At 66.1% G+C, this 18,002-nt stretch carries 14 protein-coding genes; 5 read left to right on the forward strand and 9 right to left on the reverse strand.

Annotated features, from left to right (window positions below; genetic code table 11):
* Positions 1-45 precede the first annotated feature (45 nt).
* Positions 46-1,806 carry a signal peptide peptidase SppA gene (gene sppA, locus EPD66_RS05515; RefSeq protein ID WP_142847487.1) on the forward strand — a complete coding sequence of 587 codons (1,761 nt, stop codon included), beginning with the start codon at positions 46-48 and terminating at the stop codon, positions 1,804-1,806.
* A gap of 184 nt (positions 1,807-1,990) precedes the next feature.
* On the opposite strand, the gene EPD66_RS05520 is transcribed toward sppA, so the two are convergent.
* The 4 genes from EPD66_RS05520 to gor form a co-directional block, all read right to left on the reverse strand.
* Positions 1,991-3,139, reverse strand: a complete 1,149-nt coding sequence (locus EPD66_RS05520) for a nicotinate phosphoribosyltransferase (RefSeq protein WP_142847572.1) — start codon at positions 3,137-3,139, stop codon at positions 1,991-1,993.
* A 17-nt stretch (positions 3,140-3,156) separates the two neighbouring features.
* Complete coding sequence (locus EPD66_RS05525; protein WP_142847488.1) at positions 3,157-4,536, reverse strand: class II 3-deoxy-7-phosphoheptulonate synthase; 1,380 nt, start codon at positions 4,534-4,536, stop codon at positions 3,157-3,159.
* Between the two features lie 105 nt (positions 4,537-4,641).
* Positions 4,642-5,517, reverse strand: coding sequence for a radical SAM protein (locus EPD66_RS05530; RefSeq protein ID WP_142847489.1), 876 nt, complete (start codon positions 5,515-5,517; stop codon positions 4,642-4,644).
* Positions 5,518-5,690: 173 nt separating this feature from the next.
* On the reverse strand, positions 5,691-7,070 hold the full coding sequence (gene gor / locus EPD66_RS05535) for a glutathione-disulfide reductase (protein ID WP_142847490.1): 1,380 nt from the start codon (positions 7,068-7,070) through the stop codon (positions 5,691-5,693).
* Between the two features lie 96 nt (positions 7,071-7,166).
* Here gor and EPD66_RS05540 point away from each other — a divergent pair, with 96 nt between their 5' ends.
* A complete protein-coding gene (locus EPD66_RS05540) occupies positions 7,167-7,904 on the forward strand; it encodes a class I SAM-dependent methyltransferase (RefSeq protein WP_142847491.1) in 738 nt (245 codons plus the stop codon).
* Between the two features lie 12 nt (positions 7,905-7,916).
* Here EPD66_RS05540 and EPD66_RS05545 read toward each other — a convergent pair whose 3' ends face one another.
* Both EPD66_RS05545 and EPD66_RS05550 read right to left on the reverse strand, forming a co-directional pair.
* The gene (locus tag EPD66_RS05545) at positions 7,917-8,492 is read right to left on the reverse strand and encodes a septation protein A (protein WP_142847492.1); all 576 of its coding nucleotides are present in this window, start codon (positions 8,490-8,492) and stop codon (positions 7,917-7,919) included.
* Positions 8,493-8,583: 91 nt separating this feature from the next.
* Positions 8,584-10,044 (reverse strand): NAD-dependent succinate-semialdehyde dehydrogenase, encoded by a 1,461-nt coding sequence (locus tag EPD66_RS05550; protein WP_221930882.1) that lies wholly within the window; start codon positions 10,042-10,044, stop codon positions 8,584-8,586.
* A 162-nt stretch (positions 10,045-10,206) separates the two neighbouring features.
* Here EPD66_RS05550 and EPD66_RS05555 point away from each other — a divergent pair, with 162 nt between their 5' ends.
* Positions 10,207-10,713: a hypothetical protein gene (locus EPD66_RS05555; RefSeq protein ID WP_142847494.1), complete on the forward strand. Its 507-nt coding sequence runs from the start codon at positions 10,207-10,209 to the stop codon at positions 10,711-10,713.
* A gap of 9 nt (positions 10,714-10,722) precedes the next feature.
* Here EPD66_RS05555 and queE read toward each other — a convergent pair whose 3' ends face one another.
* From queE to EPD66_RS05570, 3 genes are all read right to left on the reverse strand, one after another.
* Positions 10,723-11,358: a 7-carboxy-7-deazaguanine synthase gene (gene queE, locus EPD66_RS05560; protein ID WP_142847495.1), complete on the reverse strand. Its 636-nt coding sequence runs from the start codon at positions 11,356-11,358 to the stop codon at positions 10,723-10,725.
* A 144-nt stretch (positions 11,359-11,502) separates the two neighbouring features.
* Positions 11,503-12,060, reverse strand: coding sequence for a 6-carboxytetrahydropterin synthase (locus EPD66_RS05565; RefSeq protein ID WP_142847496.1), 558 nt, complete (start codon positions 12,058-12,060; stop codon positions 11,503-11,505).
* Positions 12,061-12,149: 89 nt separating this feature from the next.
* Positions 12,150-13,670, reverse strand: a complete 1,521-nt coding sequence (locus EPD66_RS05570) for a class I SAM-dependent methyltransferase (RefSeq protein WP_142847497.1) — start codon at positions 13,668-13,670, stop codon at positions 12,150-12,152.
* A gap of 83 nt (positions 13,671-13,753) precedes the next feature.
* Between EPD66_RS05570 and EPD66_RS05575 the strand changes: the two genes are divergently transcribed.
* Together EPD66_RS05575 and EPD66_RS05580 are read left to right on the forward strand one after the other, a co-directional pair.
* Entirely contained in the window at positions 13,754-14,908 is a 1,155-nt protein-coding gene (locus EPD66_RS05575; protein ID WP_221930883.1) for an efflux RND transporter periplasmic adaptor subunit, read from the forward strand.
* Entirely contained in the window at positions 14,905-17,991 is a 3,087-nt protein-coding gene (locus EPD66_RS05580; protein ID WP_142847498.1) for an efflux RND transporter permease subunit, read from the forward strand. Before EPD66_RS05575 ends, EPD66_RS05580 begins: the two co-directional genes overlap by 4 nt.
* The last annotated feature ends 11 nt before the right edge of the window (positions 17,992-18,002 follow it).

Consider the following 18,002-nt stretch of genomic DNA (forward strand, 5'->3'; position numbering starts at 1 on the left):
ACAGCGAAGAAACCCACCGCCTTTTCCCGCCGGGAGTTTTCCCCCATGTTGCGCTTTCTCGGCCGAACGATCCTTTTCATTCTCGCCGCCACGGGCTCCCTGGTCATCCTGCTGCTGATCGGCGCGTTTTTCGCCTTCGGCGACCGGACCCCGCGACTGCCCGAGCGCATGATCCTGGCCCTGGACCTGGACCGGGGGGTAACGGAACAGCCCGATCCCTCGCCTTTGGCCCTGTTGCGCGCCGACCCGCCGCTGACCATGCCCGATTTGCTGATGGCACTGGAACGGGCGGCGGAAGACGACCGCGTCACCGGAGTCTTCGCCACGCTCAGCAGCGGCGGCTTCGGGCTGGCCGAGGCCCAAGAACTGCGCGACGCTGTCCTGCGCTTCCGCCAATCGGGCAAGCCTGCGGTCCTGTTCTCGGAAAGCATCGGCGAATTCGGCTCGGCCACGGTGGAATATTACCTGGCCAGCGCCTTCTCGGAGATCTGGCTCCAGCCCTCGGGCACCGTCTCGACCACCGGCTTCCTCGCCGAGGCCCCCTTCCTGCGCGGTACGCTGGAAAAGCTGGAGATCCGTCCCGCCTTCTCGACCCGGCATGAATACAAATCGGCCCCCGAGACCTTCACCCGCGGCGAATTGTCCACGGAAGCGCGCGAGAACCTGACGGCCCTGGTGGATTCGCTGTTCGAGCAGACGGTGGACGGCATCGCCGCCTCCCGCGACATGGAGCCGCAGGCGGTGCGTGCCCTGATCGACCGCTCGCCGCTGCTGGCGGAAGAGGCCTTGCAGGCCGGGCTGGTCGACAAGCTGGGCTATCGCGACCAGGCGGAAAGCAGCATGGGCGGCCATGTCCAGCCCCGCATCCGCCTATCGCGCTATCTGCGTGCCCTGCCCGAAGTGGATGACCGCGCCGGCAAGATCGCCGTCATCATCGCCAGCGGCGCCATCATGCCCGGCGACAGCGACGAGAATCCCCTCTCGGGCGCGTCCAATGTCGGCGCGAACACCATACGCAACGCCTTCCGCGAGGCGGTGAACGACAGCAGCGTCCGCGCCATCGTCTTCCGCATCGACAGCCCCGGCGGCTCCTATACCGCCTCGGACGCCATCTGGCGCGAGGTGCAGCGCGCCCGCGAGCTGGGCAAGCCGGTCATCGTCTCGATGGGCCGTGCGGCTGCCTCGGGCGGCTATTTCGTCGCCATGCCCGCCGACCGCATCATCGCCCAGCCCGGCACCATCACCGGCTCCATCGGCGTCTTCGCCGGCAAGATGGTCCTGGCCGATTTCTGGGACAAGATCGGCGTCTCCTGGGACGGCGTGGCGCGCGGCCAGAATGCCGCGATGTGGAGCCCCAACCGCGACTTCTCGCCCGAGGCCCAGCAGCGCTTCGAGACCATGCTGGATGCCGTCTATGCCGATTTCACCGGCAAGGCCCGCGAGGCTCGCAACCTGACCGACGAACAGATCGACCGCGCGGCACGCGGCCGCATCTTCTCGGGCGCACAGGCCCTGGAACTGGGCTTGGTGGACGAACTGGGGGGCTACCCCGCCGCCCTGGCCGCCGCCCGCCGTGCCGCCGGCATCGCCGAGGACGCGCCGCTGGGCCTGAAGATCCTGCCCAGCCCGCAAGACCCGATGGACTTGCTGTTCGAGCTGATCGGCGGCAATGGCGGCCTGCGCATCCTCGCCCAGGACCCGGCCATCGCCCACCTTCTCGCCCCACTGCGCCCCCTTGCGGCGTTGCTGGAACAGGGCGCGGCCCAGCCGGGCGACCTGCGGATGCCGCCCATGGAGATACGTTAGAGAGGAAGGATTTGCAGGGCGCCGCCCTGCACCCGCCGGGGACTCGGTCCCCAGCCCCCATTGATCTTAAACGTCATTCCCGCGAAAGCCGGAATCCATGCCGGCGCTTCATCTTCCTGGATTGACATGGGCTCCCGCTTTCGCGGGAGCGACAAACCGAGGAGTGGAATCAAAGGCCCCTGCTCTAATCCAGTTTCCGCAGCAGGAATTCGCGGCCCAGCTTGACCATGGGCTGGCCGTCATAGGCGATGATGTCGGAAGTGGCGTAGGTTTCCGACCATTTGTCCGGCAAGTAGGAGCCGGTGCCGACCACGTCGAGCGGGGCCTCGGCATAGGCCATCACCTTGCATTTCGCCGGGCTGAAGCCCGAGGAGCCGATGATGCGGACATTGGGGAAACCGGCTTCGTCCAGGGCTTCGCGCATGGCCCACAGGGCGGCGGCGGAAACGCCGGTACCGACCAGATAGCGCAATTCCGTCTCGGTGCGGTAGCCCCGGATGGATTTGGGCGCACGGCGCTCCAGCACGGCATAGGAGGCCTGGGGGTCGAGACCTTCCAGGAAGCGCCCGCCATGGGTATCCAGGCGCACGCCGATGCGCCCCGCCGCCGCCAGTTCGGGGAAGCGGCGGCAGACTTCCAGCGTATCCGTCACCTCGCGCCCGAAATAATCGGGCAGGATGATCAGGTCATCGTCGGGGAAGGTTTCGTGGAACATCTCGGCGGCACGCAAGGTGCTGCCGGCATAGCCGATCAGGGCGTGGGGCATGGTGCCCTTGCCGCTGATCTGGCCGAAATAATGGGCGGTGGCGGCGCTGGCATTGCCAATGAAGCCCTTGGCCCCGGCCTGCTTGCGCGCGGCCTCCGACCCCACCGAAGCGGCATAGGCCATGATCTCGGCCATGTCGGGACCGGCGCAATGGCGCGCATCCATGGCAAGGAAGGCGACATGGGGCAAGTCCACGCACATGGTGAAGGCGTTGTAGCCCGCCAGGCAGGCCGCCCCCAGCTTCTGCAGATACAGGGTTTCCAGGTCGACGAGATGATAGAACGAGCCGGTGATGTAGAGGATCGGCTCGCCCGCTCCCACCCACTCGCCTTCGGGATAGTTCAGCTCGATCTCGAACTTGGTGCCGCGCGCCTCCGCCATGGCATGCAGCCAGTCGATGGCCAGACGCGGGCAGGACAGGACCGGGCGGCGCATGAAGACCGCATAGGTGACGCGCTTGTCGCCGAAGCGCCCCACGATCTCCTTGCTGCGCAGGAAATAGTGGTCGGTCAGGCTGGAGACATCCGCCTCGGCGGGAAGAGGCCCCGACGCGCCGGGGCCTCCCATCTGACGCGACCCTTTCGTCACGATGCGACTGCCCGCTGATGGGTCACCGAACGCTCTTCCTTCAGCCCTTCGGCGATCAGGAAGGCCAGTTCCAGCGCCTGGGCGGCGTTGAGGCGCGGGTCACAGGCGGTGTGGTAGCGGTCGCCCAAACGGGCTTCGGTGATCGCCGCGGAACCGCCGACGCATTCGGTGACGTCGCGGCCGGTCATCTCGAAATGCACGCCGCCGGCATGGGTGCCCTCGGCGCGGTGCACGGCGAAGAAGGCCCGGACCTCGTTCAGGATGTGATCGAAGATACGGGTCTTGTAGCCGCTGGACGCCTTGATGGTATTGGCATGCATGGGATCGCAGGCCCAGACCACCTTGCGGCCTTCACGCTGGATGAAGCGCACCAGGGCAGGCAGTTTCTTCTCGAGATTCTCGGCCCCCATGCGGGTGATGATGGTGATGCGGCCGGCCTCGTTCTCCGGGTTCAGCGCATCGAGCAGGCGCATCAGGTCGTCCGGCGTCGAGGACGGACCGGCCTTGAAGCCCAGCGGATTGCCCACCCCGCGCAGGAATTCCACATGCGCGCCGTCGGGCTGGCGGGTGCGCTCGCCGATCCACAGCATATGGGCCGAGCAATCGTACCAGTCGCCGGTGGTCGAATCGATGCGGGTCAGGGCCTGCTCGTAGGGCAGCAGCAGCGCCTCATGCGAGGTGAAGAAATCGGTCTCGCGGATCTGCGGCGTGGTTTCCGAGGTCAGGCCGCAAGCGGCCATGAAATTCAGCGTCTCGGACAGACGGTCGGCCATCTCGCGGTATCGCTCGCCCGATGCGCTGTCGGCCACGAAACCCAGCGTCCACTGATGCACCTTGTGCAGGTCGGCATAGCCGCCCTGGGCGAAGGCGCGCAGCAGGTTCAGCGTGGCCGCCGACTGATTGTAGGCGCGGACCATGCGCTGCGGATCGGGGATGCGGGCTTCGGGGGTGAATTCGTCGCCGTTGATGATGTCGCCGCGATAGCTGGGCAGTTCCACGCCGTTGACGGTCTCGGTCGGGGCCGAACGCGGCTTGGCGAACTGGCCGGCCATGCGGCCCACCTTGACCACCGGGCAGGCGGCGCCGAAGGTCAGCACCACCGCCATCTGCAACAGGACGCGGAAAGTATCGCGGATGTTGTTGGGATGGAATTCGGCAAAGCTTTCGGCACAGTCGCCGCCCTGCAGCAGGAAGGCCCGGCCTTCCGCCACATCAGCCAGCGACTTCTTCAGACGACGCGCCTCGCCTGCAAAAACCAGCGGCGGATAGCTGCGAAGCTGCTCCTCTGCAGCCGCCAGACCGGCGGCATCGGGATATTCCGGAACCTGCTGGATCGGTTTATTTCTCCAGCTGTCGGGGGTCCACTTCTCAGCCATAACGACCTCTGACCTAAGCAAGCCTAAAAATGCGGACGTCATGTATACGCCAAAGACGTCCAATGATTCCACCCAAAGTACAGTACTGACCGTAAGGTAGGGGGTCTATAACCCCCGAAGCAAGAGCGGTCTCAGCTTTTGTTGTCCCTGGAGGGCGGCATCGACGATTGCCAGCAACTTGTCCCGGTCCTTGGGCAGGGTTCCCGCCAAGGGCAGGCAGTTGGAGGCATGGTTGGAGCGGAAAATCACCGGATTGGGCGGGTCCAGGCGCTCCAGCAGAAGGCGCTGTTCGCGCAGGATGGCCCGATCGTCCTGCGCGGCAAAGGGCTCGCCGAAACGCTCGTGGAAGCGCGGCGAGACCTCGGGATCGAGATGGAGTTGCAGGGTGGACAGGAAATTGGGCGGTGCTTGGTTGATCAGCGCCGCCGTCTCCTCGATATGCTCTTGCCAGTGTTTCCGCCCGCCCAGGCCCAGGATCACCGTCGCCGAAACCTTCAGCCCCACCGCGCGGGCCTTTTCCAGGGCCATGCGCATCTGTTTCGCCGATCCCTTGGTAATGCGCTTCAGCATCACGTCCGAGCCCGATTCGATGCCCAGATAGACCAGGGTCAGCCGCCGTGCGATCAATTCGCGCAGTTCCTCTTCCGACTTTTTCAGGATGTTCTGCGGCGTGGCATAGCAGGTCACGCGCTGGAGATCGGAAAAGGTGGCGGCCAGCTTGTCCAGAATGGCGCGCAGGCTGTCCATGTCCAGCACCAGGGCATCGCCATCGGCCAGAAACACGCGATGGGCCTGCGGCCGGTGCCGCGCCAGGATATCGATGTCGCGGAAGACATCCTCCAGCGGGCGGGCGCGGTATTCCTTGCTCTTGTACATCGAGCAGAAGGAACACTGGTTGAAGGAACAGCCCAGCGTCGCCTGCACGATCAGATTGTCGCCCTCGCTCGGCGGGCGGTAGAGGGGCATGTCGTAGAAGGTCATTGTCGCCTGACCAGCCTTACGGTTTCTGTCGTCATTCCGGGCGTAGCGAAGCGAAGACCCGGAATCCATGCCCTGCCGACGCCATGGACTCCCGCTTTCGCGGGAGTGACGAGAATATTCAAAGGGCCTGAGGCCCCCTCAGGCCAAAAGCAGTTCCGGGCGGCAGCCCGTCCTTACTCCTCGCATTCCGGGCAGGGGTCGGGCACCGGGTCGCGCATGGTGACGAATTCCTCCGCCGCCGAGGGATGGATGCCCACGGTGGAGTCGAACTGCTTCTTGGTGGCGCCGCATTTCAGGGCGACGGCGAAGCCCTGCATGATCTCGGCGGCGTCGGGACCGACCATATGGACGCCCACGACGCGGTTACTGGGCTTGTCCACCACCAGCTTCATCATGGTGCGCTCGTCGCGGCCCGACAGGGTGTTGCGCATGGGCTTGAAGCGCGACAGGTAAATTTCCACCGCCTCGCATTGCTTGCGTGCCGCCGCTTCCGTCAGACCCACGCTGGCCAGCGGCGGCTGGCTGAACACCGCCGAAGGGATATAAGCGTAATCCATGCGCATCGGATTGTTGTTGTAGAAGGTCTCGGCGAAGCAGCGGCCTTCGTTGATGGCGACGGGGGTCAGGTTGACGCGGTCGGTCACGTCGCCCACGGCGAAGATGCTCTCGACGCTGGTGCGCGATTCCTCGTCCACGATCACCGCTCCGGCGGCGGTCATCTTCACGCCCACCTCTTCCAGGCCCAGCCCGGCGGTCTTGGGCGCGCGTCCCGTCGCATACATGACCAGATCGGCGGTGATTTCCTCTTCGCCGCCCAACCGCAGGGAATAGCTGCCGTCGGGGCATTTCTCGATGCTGCGCACCGTGGTTTCGGAAAGGATATTCACACCCTTCTTCATCATTTCCTCGGCCAGGGTCGAGCGGGCGTCCTGGTCGAAGCCGCGCAGGATGGTATCCCCGCGCACCACCTGCGTCACCTGCGATCCTAGGCTGTTGAAGATGCCTGCGAATTCCACGGCGATATAGCCGCCGCCGACGATCACGATGCGCTTGGGCAGGCTGGGCAGGTCCAGGGCCTCGTTCGAGGTGATGGCGTGTTCGATGCCCGGGATCTGCGGCAAGTTCGGCCAGCCGCCGACGGCGATCAGGATGCGCTCGGCGGTATAGATGCGGCCCGCCACCTCGACGCTATGGGCATCGACCAGACGGCCGCGCCCTTCCAAGATGGTCACGCCGTTGTCGCGCAGAATGCGCTGATAGATGCCTTCCAGCCGGTTCAGTTCGGTATTCTTGGCCTCGATCAGCTTGGCCCAGTCGAAGCTGGTCTCGCCTACGGTCCAGCCGAAACCGGCGGCGTCCTCGAAATCCTCGGCGAAATGGGATCCGTAGACCAGCAGCTTCTTCGGCACGCAGCCGCGAATGACGCAGGTCCCGCCGACGCGGCTTTCCTCGACGATGGCCACACGGGCACCATAGGACGAGGCCAAGCGACTGGCGCGCACGCCCCCCGAACCGGCACCGATGGTAATCAGGTCATAATCGTACTGGGCCATCCGCTTCTCCCGCTGCCTCTGGTTTCGCAAGCGCGCCTAAGGTGTGCGAGGCGCGCCGTCTTGACAAGCCCTGCGACTCGCAGTGAACTTTCCCTCATGAACCTGGATGCGCTCTTCCGGTTGCATCGGGACCTGCCGCGCCAGGGCCCCGGCAGCGACCGCGCCACCCTGGAAGCGCTCGGCGCCCTGCCGCCGCTGCCGCCCTCCCCTTTCGGGCTGGACCTGGGCTGCGGCCCCGGCAAGCAGACGCTGCTGCTGGCAAGGCGGCTGGGCTGCCCCATCCTGGCCGTGGACCTGCACCGTCCCTTCCTCGACGAGTTGGAAAGCCGCGCCCGTGACGCAGGCCTGAGCCATCTGGTCCAAACACGCTGCGCCGACATGGGGCGACTCGACATTGCGCCAGGCAGCGTGGACCTGATCTGGTCGGAAGGGGCGATCTACAATCTTGGCTTTGAGCAGGGTTTGCGCCTGTGGCGTCCGCTGCTGCGCGAGAACGGTTTGGTGATGGCAAGCGAACTAACCTGGCTGACGCCCACTCCGCCGGACGAGGTCGAGACCTTCTGGCAGCAGGCCTATCCTGGCATGGGCGACATCGCAGGAAACTGCGAGGCCGCCGAGCGCGCGGGCTACCGGGTGCTCGACGCCCGCCCCCTGCCTAGCGCGGAATGGTGGCCGGACTATTACGCGCCGCTGGAAGAGCGCTGCCGGATGCTGGCGGAGGATCCCATGCCCGGCCTCGCCGACGCCATCGCCGCAGCACGCGCCGAAATAGACCTGCTGCGGCGTTTCCCGGACGCCTATGGCTATGTCTATTACAGCCTCAAGGCCGCCTGAGGGGCAGCGGCCCTAGGCGTCGCCCGCCTCGCCTTCCTGATCGATGCGATAGCGGTTGATCAGCGGCGCCTGGGACAGCAGGAAGGCGAAGGTCAGGGCCATCAGGCCGAAGACCTTGAAGGTGACCCAGAAATCGGTGCTCTGGGTGCGCCAGACCACCTCGTTCAGCACCGCCATGGCGGCGAAGAACAGGCCGAAGCGCAGGGTCAGCTTGCGCCAGCCCTCGTCCTGCATGGGCAGGGCCGAGCCCAGAAGCGGCTTGAGGAAGACCCGGTTGAGGGCCAGCCCGCCCAGCAGCAGCACCGCGAACAGCGCCTGGATGATGGTCGGCTTCATCTTGATGAAGGTCTCGTCCTGCAGCCACAGGGTCAGCCCGCCGAACACGCCGACCACCGCGGCGGTGACCACCGGCATCATCGGCAGCTTGCGCAAATACCACCAGGACAGGGCCAGGCCGATGGCCGTCGTCACCATCAGGACGGCGGTGGCGATCAGCAGATCGCCCTGGAAATAGGCGAGCATGAAGGCGGCCAACGGGCCGTATTCGGTGACGGGCTTCAGCCAGTTGGGCGGAGTGCGGGTGGACATGGAATCCTTCGTATCTTTACCGGGTCCGGAAGCAGGAAATCACGCTTCGACACCGCCTATGTAATGCGTCGAAGCGTGACAGGCCAACATTTCAGCTACCAATCCCGCCCATGCAGAGATATTTGACCTCGATGAAGTCGTCGATGCCGTATTTCGAGCCCTCACGCCCGATGCCCGATTGCTTCATGCCGCCGAACGGCGCCACCTCGGTGGAGATGATGCCTTCGTTGATGCCGACGATGCCGTATTCCAGGGCTTCGGCAACGCGCCAGACGCGGCCGATATCGCGGGAATAGAAATAGGCCGCCAGGCCGAATTCCGTGTCGTTGGCCATGCGGACCGCCTCTTCCTCTTGCTTGAAGCGGATCAGCGGGGCCAGCGGGCCGAAGGTCTCTTCGCGGAAGCACAGCATGTCGGGCAAGGCGTCGGCAATGATCGTCGGCTCGAAGAAGGTGCCGCCCAGGGGATGGCGCCGCCCGCCCGCGACGACCCGCCCACCCTTGGCGACGGCATCGTCGATATGGCGTTCCACCTTTTCCACCGCCTGCATGTTGATCAGCGGCCCTTGCGTGACGCCCTCTTCCTGGCCGCGCCCGACCTTCAGGGCCGAGACGGCCTTGGACAGGCGGGCGGCGAATTCGTCATAGATGCCGTCCTGCACCAGGAAGCGGTTGGCGCAGACGCAGGTCTGCCCGGCATTACGATATTTCGACGCGATGGCTCCCTGCACCGCCGCATCGAGGTCGGCATCGTCGAAGACGATGAAAGGCGCGTTGCCGCCCAGTTCCAGCGATATCTTCTTCACCGTCGGCGCGCATTGCGCCATCAAGAGCCTGCCGACCTCGGTCGAGCCGGTGAAGGACAGCTTGCGGACGATGGGATTACCGGTGAGTTCACCGCCCACCGCCACCGGATCACCGGCGGTGACGACATTGAAGACCCCCTCGGGCAGGCCCGCGCGGTCTGCCAGCTCCGCCAGGGCCAGGGCCGAGAGCGGCGTATCCTCGGCCGGTTTGACCACCACCGTGCAGCCTGCCGCCAGGGCCGGGGCGACCTTGCGGGTGATCATGGCGATGGGGAAGTTCCAGGGGGTGATGGCGGCGACCACGCCGATGGGCTCCTTCGTCACCACCAAGCGGCGGCCCGGCGCATGCTGCGGGATCACATCGCCATAGACGCGCTTGGCCTCCTCGGCGAACCATTCCACGAAGCTGGCGCCATAGACCACCTCACCCCTAGCCTCGGCCAGCGGCTTGCCCTGTTCGGCGGTCATCAACTGCGCCAGATCCTCGCTATTGGCGATGATCAGGTCGTACCAGCGGCGCAGGATGCCCGCCCGCTCCTTGGCGGTCAGGCGCTTCCACGGCCCCCAGGCGCGATCGGCGGCAGCCACCGCCTCGCGGGTTTCCTGACGCCCCATCGCGGGCACGGAGCCGATCACACTGCCATCGGCCGGGTCGGTCACGGTGAAGGTGGAACCGTCATGGGCGGAGATCCAGGCCCCTCCCACATAGGCACGGTCCTTGAGCAAACGGGGGTCGGCGAGTTTCATGGACATCCTCTTTTCGGGCCACGGATTTACGGCAAGTATAGTCGCCCCACCCCCTGCCGCAAGGGCAGGGGGCATCGGCATTAGCTCCCCTGCCGGGACCCTTTCGGCGGAACCATCTCCCCCGCACGGCCACCAGGGCCGCCGTCTGAGCAGGAGCCCGTGATGCCCCCGCGCGCCATCATCGTCATGCTTCTGGCCGCCATCGCCCTGCCCGCCCCGGCAGAAGGAAACGACCCGTCCTGCACCGGTGCGCCCAGCATGGCCCGGCTGGACATCCCCCGCCCCGCCGATCAATGGGTCCGTGTCACCTGCGGGGTCATCGGCCATATGCTGGCCCCGCCCCCCGGTTGGGCCTGGACCCTGCCCGGCACGACGACGCCGGTCGTCCTGCCCGCTCAAGGCTTCGTGCCCATCTATGCCATGCTGGGCCACCAGGCCCATTTCGCCGAGATCGACGTCGAGGAATTGGAAGGCGAGCAGCTGTCCGAAGCCGCCGCCCGCATCGCCATGCCGGCAGAGCGGGCCCTGCGCCTGACCGCCCGCACCAACGGCAGCAGCGCCTATACCGTGCTGTTCATGGAAAGCGACGAGGACGGTCCCGCAGCCTATTGGTGCCCCAGCCCCGATTGCGCGATCGCCAATGCCTTCGAGATCAAGGCGACGCGGTGACAGGACGGCCTAGGGAATGCCGATCAGCTTGTGAGTCTGCAGGCTGAGGCGCCATTGCGGATGGGCCAGGCAATAGGCGATGGCTTCCTGCAGGGCCTGGGCACGTTGCGGGCTGTCCATCGGCTGCAGGAAGAAATTGCGGAAGTTCAGACCGGCGAAGGCCTCGGGACGGGCGTCTTCCTGGGGATAGACCAGCTTCAACTCGTCACCGCCCTCGACCGCCAGGGGTGCGGTGCCCTTGGGGCTGACGCAGACCCAGTCGATGCCGGGGGGAACGGGCTTGGTGCCGTTGGTCTCGATGGCGATCTCGAATCCCGCGTCATGGAAAGCCTGGATCAGCGGCTCGTCCAATTGCAGCAGGGGTTCGCCGCCGGTGCAGACCACATAAGGACGGCCCCCGGCCCCCTGCGGCCATTGCGCGGCAACGGCCCGGGCCAGGTCTTGAGCAGTGGCGAAGCGCCCGCCGTTCACACCGTCCATGCCGACGAAATCGGTGTCGCAGAAGCGGCAGACGGCCTCCGCCCGGTCTTCTTCCCGGCCCGTCCACAGATTGCAGCCCGAGAACCGGCAGAACACGGCGGGACGTCCCGCCTGCGCCCCTTCGCCTTGCAGGGTGTAGAAGATTTCTTTGACGGAATAGGCCAAGGCCGTGGCTCCATGATCTCACAAGGTCCTGCGAGACGGCCTTTCAGGCCGCCTCAGGACGAGGAGAGGTTTATAGTCAGTTTTCACAGTAGCCTCACCCTGGGGAGCCGCTTCAAGCGGCGTCCCGCAGGACGAGGCGGACCATTAAGGCGTCGCCAGACGCAAGCCGGGCGGCGCGGCCAGGTCGTTGATGGACATATCGGCGCGCAGCCACCAGCGGTCGCCGCCCGCCGAAAGCGGCAGCACATCCGCCGGATCGCCTTCGAAAATCACGGTATTGGTCGGCGTTTCCTCGATGCGCAGCTCCACGCATCTCAGCCGTCCGCCCTCCGCCGCCAGGAAGGCGTTGATCTTGGACATGAAGCAGGCCGCCAGGATCTCGGTGGTGGGGTCGCCCGGCGTCACCAGCAGGCGCGGCAGCAGATGCGGCTCGGTCTGGGTGAAGACGGCCAGCAGCGGGTCGGTCTCGGAAAGCTGGAACGTATGGTCCACGGCATCGTCAATCCAGCGATGCCAGGTCTTTTTCGCCTTCTCGAAGGATTCGACCATATTCGCATGCCCGTCCAGCCGCTCCGGCGCGACGGCCTGAAGGCGCACCGTCACCGTTTCGTTATGACCGTGTGGCACGGCACATTTCACCGAATTGCCGGAAAGCAAACGGTGAGCCATGGCATAGCGCCGGCTGAAGACGAGGCTGAACATGCATTCCCCTTTTGCTGTGCGCATGTGCGCTCTGCGCAGGCAGATATACGCGCCCCACCCTGCCCCACGCAATGTGATCGCGTGAATATTTACCCTTCCACGATTCCCCATGCCCGCAGCAGCGGCAAGCGCGACCGCGTGAAGACGTCGTGAAGGCGGCCTAATTCCGCCAGATTCTCCTCCGCCGTCTCCAACCATTCGCCATTGCGGCGCAGGCGCTTGCCCCGTTCCGACAGGATTGTCCAGGCGAAGGCGGCGGGCTCCCGTCCCTCCTGGCGGGCCAACAGGAACAGGCGGTCGAGCAGGTCGACCTGAAGCCCCGTTCCCAGGACCGGGGAGGCCAGTTGACGCAGATCCGGCGCATGACGGTTCTGCCGCAACACCGCATGATTGAAGCGCGCGCATCCTTCCGCCCGCCCCTCTTCCTCGGGCGGCACCGGCACCGCCACGCCCAGGCCGACCAGAGCCGTCAGGGCCGTCAGCACCGCCTCGAAGCCCTGTTCCGCCAAGGCCGGCAGCTTCAGCAGGGCGGACAATCCTTGCGGCCCCGCCGCCAGGGCATCGGCCAGGGGCGCGTAGAGGGCGGCGGGCAAGGCGATCTCGCCCTTGGGCGTGGAGACGCTTTCCGGCACCTCGTCGCGCGGAACGCAGAGGCCGAAGCGGAAATCCCGCAGCCGGGCTTCCCGTTCCGACGGCGCCAGGCGGCGGGGGCCGCGGATGAAGATGTCGCGGCGGAAACGGGTATAGGTCAGATAGTCGCGCAAGGTCTCGCGCCGCGTCGGGTCGGACGTTTCGGCCAGCAGTGCCAGGGCGTCGGGCGCCAGGCGCCAATCCTCCAGATGGTCCAGCAAAGTGGCCGAGGCGGCGAAGTTCAGCTTGGCCGCCTCCAGGTCGCGCGCCACCTCGGCATGATAGAAGGGCGCCCAGTCGCGGTTCAGATATTCATGCGCGATATAGCTGTCGCTTTTGGCCAGCAGGCTGTCGAGATGCGGCCCCGCCCCGGCCACATGGTCGAAATAGCCGCCCAGTCGCGACAGCCTCTGCCCGAAGCGCAAGGCCTCCTCGATCCGTTCGGGCAGGGGGCCGACCGAAGCGGAAACCTGGTCCAGCAGCAATTGCCGCACCGGCATGTCCGCCGCCCATCCCGGCAGGCAGTTGTAGCTGACATAGACCATGCCGCCCGGCTTGAGGCGCCGCCGCAGGATATCGACGAGGATTGCCCGGTTCTCGGCACTGACCCAGGACCACACGCCATGCAGGGCGATGATATCGAAATCCGGCCCCGGCCTTTGAGCGAAATCCTCAAAGCTGTCGTCCAGGAAGACGGCATTGACGTGGCCCGCTTCCTCGGCCAAATGCCGCGCCCCGGCGATATGCGAGGGCAGGAAGTCCACGCCCCAGAACCGCGCCCGGGGATGCATCCCCGCCAGCAGGTTGCTCGACAAGCCCTGGCCACAACCCAATTCGCAATAGGCGAAATCGCCCGAGACCCTGGGCGGCTGCACGCCCTTCAACAACAGGGCAAAGGCCAGCGAGGTCGGCGCGATCTCGGGATAGAAGGCGTGAGAATAGTCGATCTCGGCGACGTAACCGTTATAGGGCGAGGGCATGTTCTTCGCCTGAGCGTGAATGGGGAAAGCGCTCCTCTATACTGCCACTCCTTTCGCGGCAAGCCTTCTGTCCAGGGGAACCCTTGAAACGATGCGGTGTTGAGAGGAACACAACCCCCACCCGCCGTCACGAGGTCCGCCTGAAACCGCCGGTCAAAACCAGCACCATCGTCTTCGTCGCCATCATCGTCCTTGCCGTGCTGTGGTTCGGCAGTGGGGTGCTGACGCGCGACGACGCCGGACAGGCCGCCGAAGAAGGCGCCCCGGCCCGGCATGCCGTCACCTCCGTCGCCGCTTCCTGGAGCGAGGCCCAGCGCATCGAGCGGCAACTGACCCTCTATGGCGACGTGGAACCGGACCAGGTGGTGCTGGTCCGCGCCCAGACCGCCGGGCAGGTGGAGGCGCTGGAGACCGAGCTGGGCGACCTTGTCGAACCGGGCACCCCGCTCGCCCGCCTGGCCATGCAGGACCGGATGTCGCGGATGCGGCGGGCCGAGGCCCAGGTGGCGGGGGCGCAAAGCGATTACGACGCCGCCAGCCAGCTGGCCGCCCAGGGCCATGCCCCGGCCATCCGCGAGGACATGGCCCTGGCCGAACTGGAAGCCGCCCGCGCCGAGCTGGATGCCATCCGGGTCGAGATCGAGAATACGGAAATCCGCGCCCCCATCCACGGCACCGTGAACCGCATCCTGGCCGATCTGGGGGATTATGTCGGCATCGGCGGCGAAGTCGTCGAGATCGTCACCAACGACCCGCTGCGCGCCGTCGTGCAGGTGCCGCAGCATGCCATCCACCGCATCGAGCCCGGCCGCGTCGCCTATGTCACCGCCATCGGCGACGAGCCGGTCGAGGGCAAGGTCCACTTCATCGCTCCCCTGGCCGATGCCGCCACCCGCACCTTCCGGGTGGAAATCCTGGTGCCCAACCCCGACCGCCGCCTGCCCGCGGGCATCAGCGCCGAGGTCATGATTCCCACCGAGACGGTGATGGCGCACAAGGTTTCCCCCGCCCTGGTCAGCCTGGACGAACAAGGGCAGGTGGGCGTGAAGACGGTGAACGAGGACGGCATCGTGGCCTTCCACCCCATCGAACTGGTGCGCACGGAACCGGACGGCGTGTGGGTGACCGGGGTGCCGGAAAAAGCCCGCATCATCACCATCGGCCAGGGCTTCGTGCAGGCCGGGCAGCAGGTGAGCGTGCGCGACACCCCCCAACCGCAGCAGGCGAGCCAGCCGTGAACACGCTGATCGCCGCCGCCTTCGCCCGCAGCCGCGTCGCCGTCCTGATGCTGCTTCTGCTGCTGGTTTCGGGGATGTTCGCCTACATCACCATCCCCAAGGAAGCCAATCCGGAAATCGAGATCCCCATCTTCTTCGTCAACGTGGCCTATCCGGGCATCTCGGCGGAAGACAGCGACCGCCTCCTGGTGCGCCCGCTGCAACGGGAATTGCAGGGCATCACCGGGCTGCGCGAGATGCGGTCCCAGGCCGGCGAGGGCTTCGCCCTGATCCAGTTGGAATTCGATCCCGGCTATGACAACGACCAGGCCCTGAGCGATGTGCGCGAACAGGTGGACCTGGCGACGCCCGACCTGCCGCCGGGCGCCGAGGCGCCGGTGGTGCGCGAGGTCGACCTGTCCCTGTTCCCCGTCCTGACCGCGATGCTGTCGGGATCGGTGGAGGAACGCTCGCTGATTTCCATCGCCCGCAACCTGCGCGACCAGTTGGAAGGCCTGCCCGGGGTGCTGGAGGTGGATATCGTCGGCGACCGCGAGGATTTGATGGAAATCCTGGTCGATCCGCTGGCGATCGAATCCTACCGCCTGTCCTATGAAGAGGTCATGCAGGCGGTGCAGAACAACAACCAGCTCGTCGCCGCCGGGGCCTTCGACACCGGGGCGGGCCGCATCAGCGTCACCGTCCCCGGCGTCATCCAGGATATCAGCGACGTTTTGGACATCCCCGTCCATGTCACCAACGGCACCGTCGTCCGCATGCAGGACGTCGCCATGGTGCGCCAGACCTTCCACGACCCGGAAAGCTTCGCCCGCATCAACGGCCAGCCCGCCATCGCCCTGGAAATCCGCAAGACGACGGGGGCCAACATCATCGATACGGTGGCCGAGGCCCGCGCCCTGATCGACGCGGCGGCGGAAGACTGGCCTGCCGACATCACCGTCACCTATATGCAGGACCAGGCAGAGGACGTGGAGAACCTGCTGGGCGACCTGGAGAACAACGTCTTCTCGGCCATCCTTCTGGTGGTCCTGACCCTGATCCTGGTGCTGGGCATCCGCGCCTCGCTGCTTGTGGGAGTCGCCATTCCCGGTTCCTTCCTGACCGGCATCCTGACCATCTGGATACTGGGCTTCACCCTGAACATCGTGGTGCTGTTCGCCCTGATCCTGGTGATCGGCATGCTGGTGGACGGCGCCATCGTGGTGGTCGAACTGGCCGAACGCCAACGCGCCGAGGGAATGGAACGGCGGGAGGCCTATCTGAAGGCGGCGCAGCGCATGGCCTGGCCCATCACCGCCTCGACCGCCACCACCCTGGCGGTCTTCCTGCCGCTGCTGTTCTGGCCGGGGGTGGCGGGACAGTTCATGCTCTATCTGCCGGCCACGGTGCTGGTGACGCTGCTGGCCTCGCTGATCATGGCGCTGGTCTTCGTGCCGGTGCTGGGCGGCCTGTCCCGCCGCAAGGATGCCGGAGACCGCCCGGCGTCTTCCGAGGAAAGCGGCGTAGGCGGCCTCGTCGGCCCCTATCTGCGCCTGCTGCGGATGCTGATCGCCCATCCCGCCCTGACCCTGGCGGGAACGGCGGCAATCCTGTTCGTCACCTATGGCGCCTATGGCGTCCTGGGGCGCGGGGTGGACTTCTTCCCCCAGGTCGAGCCGGAATTCGCCCAGGTCCAGGTGCAGGCGCGCGGCGACCTGTCGATCTGGGAGGCCGATCAGCTGGTTCGCATGGTCGAGAACCAGCTGATCGGCCAGCCGCAGGTCACCACCGTCTATGCCCGTACCATCGGCTCGACCGAGGCCCGCCTGGAATCGGACCTGCCCGAGGACGTGATCGGCATCATCCAGCTGGAATTCACCGATTGGCGGCGGCGCGAACCGGCCTCGCGGATCATCCAGGGCCTGCGCGCCCGGCTCGACGAATTGCCCGGCCTGCTGATCCAGATCCGCGAGCAGGAACGCGGCCCCGGCGAGGGCCGCCCCATCCAGGTGGAGATCGCCGCCCGCGAGCCGGAGCGTCTTGCCCCGGCAGTGGAAGAAGTGCGCGAGACCATAGCCCAGCTCGGCGGCTTCATCGACGTGATCGACGACCGCCCCCAGCCCAGCATCGAGGTCCGCCTTTCCGTCAACCGCGAGGAAGCCGCCCGCTACGGCGCCGATGTGGCCGGATTGGGCGCGGCGGTGCAATTGCTGACCGACGGCATCCTGCTCGGCAATTACCGCCCCGACTTCACCGACGAGGAAGTGGAGATCCGCCTGCGCTTTCCCTCGGACGAACGCACTTTGGGCCAGATGGCCAATCTGCGCATCACCACGCCGCGCGGCCTGGTGCCCATCAGTAATTTCGTCGAATTCTATCCCGCCCCGGCCCCCGGCATCATCACCCGCGTCGACGGGCGCCGGGTCTATAACGTCGAAGCCGACGTGCCGCCCGGCACGCTGGTGGACGAGCGCATCTCCGCCCTGGAGGCTGCCCTGGCCCAGAGAGACATGGAGGGGATCGACATCCGCTTCCGGGGACAGGCGGAGGACCAGGCCGAGGCCGGGAACTTCCTGCTGATGGCTTTCGCCTTCGCCATCTTCCTGATGTTCATGATCCTGGTCACCCAGTTCAACAGCTTCTTCCAGTCCCTGCTGGTCCTGAGCGCCATCGTCTTTTCCACCGCAGGCGTGCTGATGGGGCTGCTGATCCGCCAGGAAGCCTTCAGCGTGGTGATGAGCGGCATCGGCGTGGTCGCGCTGGCCGGCATCATCGTCAACAACAACATCGTCCTGATCGACACCTACAACGAGATGCGGCGCAAGGGCCTAGCCCCGGCCGATGCCGCCCTGGAAACGGGGGCGCAAAGACTGCGCCCGGTGCTGCTGACCGCCATCACCACCATCATCGGGCTGATGCCGATGGTTCTGGCCCTGACGCTGGATTTCAGCGGACGCGACCTCTATTTCGGCGCGCCCTCGACCCAATACTGGGTGCAGCTTTCCACCGCCATCGTGGGCGGGCTGGTCTTCGGCACCGTCCTGACCCTGCTGTTCACCCCGGCCATGCTGTCCTGGTTCGACAACCGGCGGGTCAGGAAATGAGCCTTTTCACC

This window comes from Telmatospirillum sp. J64-1 (assembly GCF_006980715.1).
GTDB lineage: Bacteria > Pseudomonadota > Alphaproteobacteria > Rhodospirillales > Magnetospirillaceae > Oleiliquidispirillum > Oleiliquidispirillum nitrogeniifigens.

Bases quoted from the DNA above. Each gene is read 5' to 3' on its own strand.
- sppA (WP_142847487.1), top strand. From the start codon at position 46: ATGTTGCGCTTTCTCGGCCGAACGATCCTTTTCATTCTCGCCGCCACG.
- EPD66_RS05520 (WP_142847572.1), bottom strand. From the start codon at position 3,139: ATGGGAGGCCCCGGCGCGTCGGGGCCTCTTCCCGCCGAGGCGGATGTC.
- EPD66_RS05525 (WP_142847488.1), bottom strand. From the start codon at position 4,536: ATGGCTGAGAAGTGGACCCCCGACAGCTGGAGAAATAAACCGATCCAG.
- EPD66_RS05530 (WP_142847489.1), bottom strand. From the start codon at position 5,517: ATGACCTTCTACGACATGCCCCTCTACCGCCCGCCGAGCGAGGGCGAC.
- gor (WP_142847490.1), bottom strand. From the start codon at position 7,070: ATGGCCCAGTACGATTATGACCTGATTACCATCGGTGCCGGTTCGGGG.
- EPD66_RS05540 (WP_142847491.1), top strand. From the start codon at position 7,167: ATGAACCTGGATGCGCTCTTCCGGTTGCATCGGGACCTGCCGCGCCAG.
- EPD66_RS05545 (WP_142847492.1), bottom strand. From the start codon at position 8,492: ATGTCCACCCGCACTCCGCCCAACTGGCTGAAGCCCGTCACCGAATAC.
- EPD66_RS05550 (WP_221930882.1), bottom strand. From the start codon at position 10,044: ATGAAACTCGCCGACCCCCGTTTGCTCAAGGACCGTGCCTATGTGGGA.
- EPD66_RS05555 (WP_142847494.1), top strand. From the start codon at position 10,207: ATGCCCCCGCGCGCCATCATCGTCATGCTTCTGGCCGCCATCGCCCTG.
- EPD66_RS05565 (WP_142847496.1), bottom strand. From the start codon at position 12,060: ATGTTCAGCCTCGTCTTCAGCCGGCGCTATGCCATGGCTCACCGTTTG.
- EPD66_RS05570 (WP_142847497.1), bottom strand. From the start codon at position 13,670: ATGCCCTCGCCCTATAACGGTTACGTCGCCGAGATCGACTATTCTCAC.